This window comes from Streptomyces sp. NPDC090442 (assembly GCF_044769405.1).
Lineage (GTDB): Bacteria > Actinomycetota > Actinomycetes > Streptomycetales > Streptomycetaceae > Streptomyces.
In genome coordinates this window covers 1-5,169 of the sequence record NZ_JBIVXW010000164.1, presented here as the reverse complement: position 1 = coordinate 5,169, position 5,169 = coordinate 1, and the positions used below count along the sequence as shown (strand labels likewise).

Genomic DNA, 5,169 nt, shown 5'->3' with positions numbered 1-5,169 from the left:
CGGCGGCTCGCCGACTGCTTCCCGGCCGTCGACTACTTCGAGAACAGCGGCCTGCCCTTCGTCATCGCCCTCAACGGCTTCGACGGACACCAGCCGTACGGTCCTGACGAGGTGCGCGAGGCGCTCCAGATAGGCCCCGGCACCCCGATCATCACCACCGACGCCCGCCACCGCGCGGAGGCCAAGAGCGCGTTGATCACGCTCGTGGAGCACGCGCTGATGGCCCGGCTCCGCTAGCCCCGGCCGTGCGGCCCGCGCGTCATGCGGCGCGGGCCGTACGGCAGTTGCCCCCGAGGGGGCGTCATCACGGTTGCGGGCTGCCCGGGTTCGGTTCCCATACACCGCCGCCGTGATCTGTGTCCTTCGACACGCCCGTAAAGGGCTTCATAACGTTTCGACAGTGAATCGGCGCGCTTTCGACACCCCATGCGCATGGCCGGCTTCGCTGCGCTCACATTTCTCCCGCCTTTTGCCGCGCCTCGCCCTTAACGCCCCTTTTATCTTGCGGTCTTCAAGGGTTGTTCAAGCCCCGCTCAGTGTTTGGAACGCACCGCCCTGACGTGCTGAAATTCGCTGAACTCCGGAGTAGTAACGCCCAGAAGAAACGGCACTGCGCGACCGTGCCGTCGCCGAGAGGTTGTTGGTCGAGTGAGGCGAAGCACGACGAGCCCCGAGCCGCAGGAACCGCGGCGGGGCAACTTCACGCCGCCGCCCCGCGGTGGCACTGCACCGGCCGCCGACGCACCCGCACCTCCGGCCGAAAATCCCCAGGTCAGCGGCAGCAAGTACGCCCCGCGCAACTGGCGGGTGGCCACCCGGCTCAACGCCATCTTGCTGATCCCCGTCCTCGTCGGCCTGGTCTTCGGCGGGCTCCGGGTCAACAACTCCCTCGGCACCTGGCAGGACGCCAGGGACGCCGAGAACACCGCCAAGCTCGTTCGCGCCGCGCTTTCCTACAGCAACGCCCTCATCGACGAGCGGGACCGCACCGTCGCCCCGCTGTTGAAGGGCCGCAAGGACGACCCGACCGTCCAGGAGGCGCGGGACGCCACCGACGCCGCCGGCAAGGCGTTCCACGAGGCCGCCAAGAGCATGCCGGACACGCCGGGCCTGCAGCGCCGGATGGGGCTCTTCCAGAAGACCGAGCCGAAGCTGGCGCAGCTCCGCCAGGTCGCCTTCACCGCCAAGCTCACCGGCGTGCAGACCGAAGAGGGTTACGTCGAGATCCAGCACCCGCTGATGGAGTTCGCCAACGAACTCGGCCTGGGCACCGGCAACATCACCTCCTACGGGCGCACCGTCTACGCCGTCTCGCTGGCGAAGGCGGCCGAGTCGTTGGAGCGTTCCATCGGCACCCACCTCCTGGTCGACCCGGCGTCCCCGCAGGGCGGCAAGGAGCACAAGACGCAGTTGACCGCGTTCGCCTCGTACCGCTACCTGGAGGGCATCGCCATCGGCGAGTACACCTCCGGCGGGACGCCCGAGGACGTGCAGCGGCTGAAGGGCGACGCGGCCGGTCTCCAGCGGGCGGCGCAGGCCCAGACAGACCGGGCCAAGTCGCAGGCGGAGGCGGCCGGTCAGCAGTTCCGCACCCCGCCGTCGATGGACCAGATGTCCACCCTGATCGCCTCGGGCGCCGCGCCGGACGCGCTGGCCGCCAAGGGCGTCACGCCGGACGCGTACTTCCGTGCCGCCACCGGCAAGTTCGACATGTACCGGTCCATCGAGAAGGACCTGGCGGACAAGGCGGTGAACGAGGCGGCGCAGATCTCCTCGGACGCCAAGTGGTCCATCTTCGTCGACTCCGGCATCGTGCTGGCGGCGCTGGCCGCCGCGTTCATCGTGGCCGGGCTGATGGCCCGCCGGATGAGCCGCAACATGCAGGCGCTGCGCAACGCGGCGTTCGGCGTCGCCGAGCAGCGGCTGCCGATGCTGGTCGACCAGCTCTCGCGCACCGAGCCGGGCCGGGTCGACACCCGCGTGACGCCGATCCCGATCGCCACCACCGACGAGATCGGCGAGGTCGCCCGCGCCTTCGACCAGGTGCACCGCGAGGCGGTCCGGCTCGCCGCCGAGCAGGCGCTGCTGCGCGGCAACGTCAACGCGATCTTCACCAACCTCTCGCGCCGCAACCAGGGCCTGATCGAGCGTCAACTGGAGCTGATCACCGGCCTGGAGAACAACGAGGCCGACCCGGACCAGTTGGAGAACCTCTTCCGGCTCGACCACCTCGCCACCCGCATGCGGCGCAACGGCGAGAACCTCCTGATCCTCGCGGGCGAGGAGCCCGGCAGCCGCTGGAACCAGCCGGTGCCGCTGATCGACGTGCTGCGCGCGGCCACCTCCGAGGTCGAGTCCTACGAGCGGATCGAGCTCAGCGGGGTCCCCGAGAGCGAGATCCACGGCACCGCGGTGACCGACCTGGTGCACCTGCTCTCCGAACTCCTGGAGAACGCCACCACGTTCTCCTCCCCGCAGACCAAGGTGCGGGTGGCCGCGACCCGGCTGCCCGACGGCCGGGTCATGATCGAGATCCACGACAAGGGCATCGGGCTGACCCCCGAGGACTTCGCGGACATCAACGACAAGCTGGCCAACCCGCCGAGCGTGGACGCCGCGGTCTCCCAGCGGATGGGCCTGTTCGTGGTCGGCCGGCTGGCCGACCGGCACGGCATCCGGGTCCAGCTGCGTCCCTCGGGCGAGCAGGCCGGCACCACGTCGCTGGTCATGCTGCCGGAGGCGATCACCCACGGCGGTGGCGGCGACGAGCAGTTCGACGACACCTTCACCGTCTCCCGGATCGTCCCCGAGCACCAGCAGGCCACCTACCAGGACGACGCCCGCACCGCCGCGGAGCTCGGCTTCGACGACGGCCTCCAGGGGGCCGCGGGCCCCGCGGCGGAGCTCGACCCGGTGGGTCGCTCGCTGCTGCGCGAGGAGCGTCGCGCGGCCCTGGAGGCGCAGGCCGCCGCCGGGCAGCCGGCGCCCCAACAGGCCGACACCCGACCGCTGTTCCGCGACGAGGTGACCGACGGCTTCCAGGGGCACCCCGCACCGTATGCGGAGCCCGGCCAGCCGCTCTACGACGACCGCTCCTACGGTGGTGAGGCGTTCGCCGCCCCGAACCCGATGGAGACCACCGGCCAGTACCCCTACGCCCCGCAGGACGCCGGTCACGTGGACGGCTGGGCCCCGCAGGAGAGCGACCGGGTCGACGGCTGGGCCCCGTGGGAAACCGGCCAGGTGAACGAGTGGGCCGAACCCACCGCGCACCAGGGGTACTTCGGATCGGAAGCGGAATCTGACCGGAATCCAACTGCCGCTCCCGCGGATGCCTCCGAGCGCGTAACATTCGAGCGTCCCGGCCCCTCCGCGAGCACGGTCCAGTCGCTGACCGACGCCGGTCTTCCGCTCCGCGGAACCGACTCGCCGCAGGATCAGCAGCAGACGGCACCGGAGAGCGGCCAGGACGACGGCTCCGCCTGGCGCAGCGAGAACGACGAGCGCTGGCAGCGGGCGGAGCGACTGCGCCAGCCGTCGGCGGGCGGGGTCACCGCTTCGGGCCTTCCCCGGCGGGTGCCCAAGGCCAATTTGGTCGAGGGCACCGCGGAGCAGACCACGCAGGGCGGCCCCCAGGTCTCCCGCGCTCCGGAGGACGTCCGCGGCAGGCTGAGCAATCTGCGCCGCGGTGTCCAGCAGGGGCGCGGCGCCGGCACCGGCACGGACCCCTCCCCGGGGGTCCCCCAGAATGACCAACAGGGCTTCGGCCCCGGCAGCACCTACGATCAGGAGCGTTAGTGTGAGCCCGATGAGCCAGGCGGCGCAGAATCTGAACTGGTTGATCACCAACTTCGTGGAGAACACCCCCGGGGTGTCCCACACGGTCGTGGTCTCCGCGGACGGTCTCCTCCTCGCGATGTCCGAGGGCTTCCCCCGCGACCGCGCCGATCAACTGGCGGCGGTGGCCTCCGGGTTGACGTCGCTCACCTCCGGCGCGTCCCGCATCTTCGAGGGCGGGAGCGTCAACCAGACCGTGGTGGAGATGGAGCGCGGCTTCCTCTTCATCATGTCCGTCTCCGACGGATCGTCGCTGGCCGTGCTGGCGCACCCCGAGTGCGACATCGGCCTCGTCGGTTACGAGATGGCCCTGCTGGTCGACCGCGCGGGCACCGTCCTGACGCCCGACCTCCGCGCAGAACTGCAGGGCAGCCTTCTCAACTAGCAGACAGGCAGTGCGTTTCCCGCCACCGCACCATAGGGTTCGGTGGCGCGACCGGCGTCAGATAGGCAAGTTGGAGGAGGAAACGTGGCAACGCCCCCTAGCGGCTACCCGTATGGATCCGGACAGCAGTCCGGCTCTCAGGGCGAGACCCATCACAACCGCTTCAACTTCCCGTCTGCGCCCAGCCGCAGGCCGCAGTACCCCGCTCAGCAGCAGGGCCCGTACCGCCCCCAGCCTTACGGACCCCCGCCGACCGAGCCCTCGCCGTACGACCAGCCGCAGCCGCCGCGCATCCAGCCGGTGCAGCCGCCGCGGCCGGCGCCCGAGCCCGCCCCCACGGGCGGACCGAGCAATCCGCTCGTGCGCCCGTACGCGATGACCGGGGGCCGGACCCGGCCGCGCTACCAGCTCGCGATCGAGGCGCTGGTCAGCACGACCGCGGATCCCGCGAAGCTGCAGGGCCAGTTGCCGGAGCACCAGCGCATCTGCCACCTCTGCCGCGAAATCAAATCGGTTGCCGAGATCTCGGCCCTTCTCTCCATCCCCCTCGGCGTCGCCCGGATCCTCGTCGCCGACCTGGCGGAGGCCGGACTCGTCGCCATCCATCAGCCCGGCGGGGACGAGACCGCCGGCGGACAGCCAGATGTGACACTGCTCGAAAGGGTGCTCAGTGGACTTCGCAAGCTCTAGCGGTGCAGCCCGCTCCACCACCTCGGCGAAGATCGTGGTGGCGGGCGGCTTCGGCGTGGGCAAGACCACGTTCGTCGGGGCCGTCTCAGAGATCAACCCGCTGCGCACCGAAGCCGTGATGACCTCCGCTTCGGCGGGCATCGACGACCTCACGCACGCACCGGACAAGACGACCACGACCGTGGCGATGGACTTCGGCCGGATCACCCTGGACCAGGACCTGATCCTGTACCTCTTCGGCACGCCGGGTCAGGACC

Annotated in this window: 4 protein-coding genes and 1 pseudogene; all 5 read left to right on the top strand. The window is 70.5% G+C overall.

Annotated elements, in window-relative coordinates:
• Window positions 1–237: pseudogene (locus tag ACIQU6_RS43705) on the top strand (ATP-binding protein); the annotation flags it as partial.
• A gap of 411 nt (window positions 238–648) precedes the next feature.
• Window positions 649–3,798 carry a nitrate- and nitrite sensing domain-containing protein gene (locus tag ACIQU6_RS43700; protein WP_403488149.1) on the top strand — a complete coding sequence of 1,050 codons (3,150 nt, stop codon included), beginning with the start codon at window positions 649–651 and terminating at the stop codon, window positions 3,796–3,798.
• A 10-nt stretch (window positions 3,799–3,808) separates the two neighbouring features.
• Complete coding sequence (locus ACIQU6_RS43695) at window positions 3,809–4,222, top strand: roadblock/LC7 domain-containing protein (protein ID WP_018542541.1); 414 nt, start codon at window positions 3,809–3,811, stop codon at window positions 4,220–4,222.
• An 84-nt stretch (window positions 4,223–4,306) separates the two neighbouring features.
• Window positions 4,307–4,912 carry a DUF742 domain-containing protein gene (locus ACIQU6_RS43690; protein ID WP_403488147.1) on the top strand — a complete coding sequence of 202 codons (606 nt, stop codon included), beginning with the start codon at window positions 4,307–4,309 and terminating at the stop codon, window positions 4,910–4,912.
• Window positions 4,893–5,169 (top strand): ATP/GTP-binding protein (locus ACIQU6_RS43685; RefSeq protein WP_207231316.1); only part of this gene is annotated, 277 nt, incomplete at its 3' end. The genes ACIQU6_RS43690 and ACIQU6_RS43685, both read left to right, overlap by 20 nt.

Coding starts and splice junctions, on each gene's coding strand:
- ACIQU6_RS43695 (WP_018542541.1), top strand. CDS start 3,809: ATGAGCCAGGCGGCGCAGAATCTGAACTGGTTGATCACCAACTTCGTG.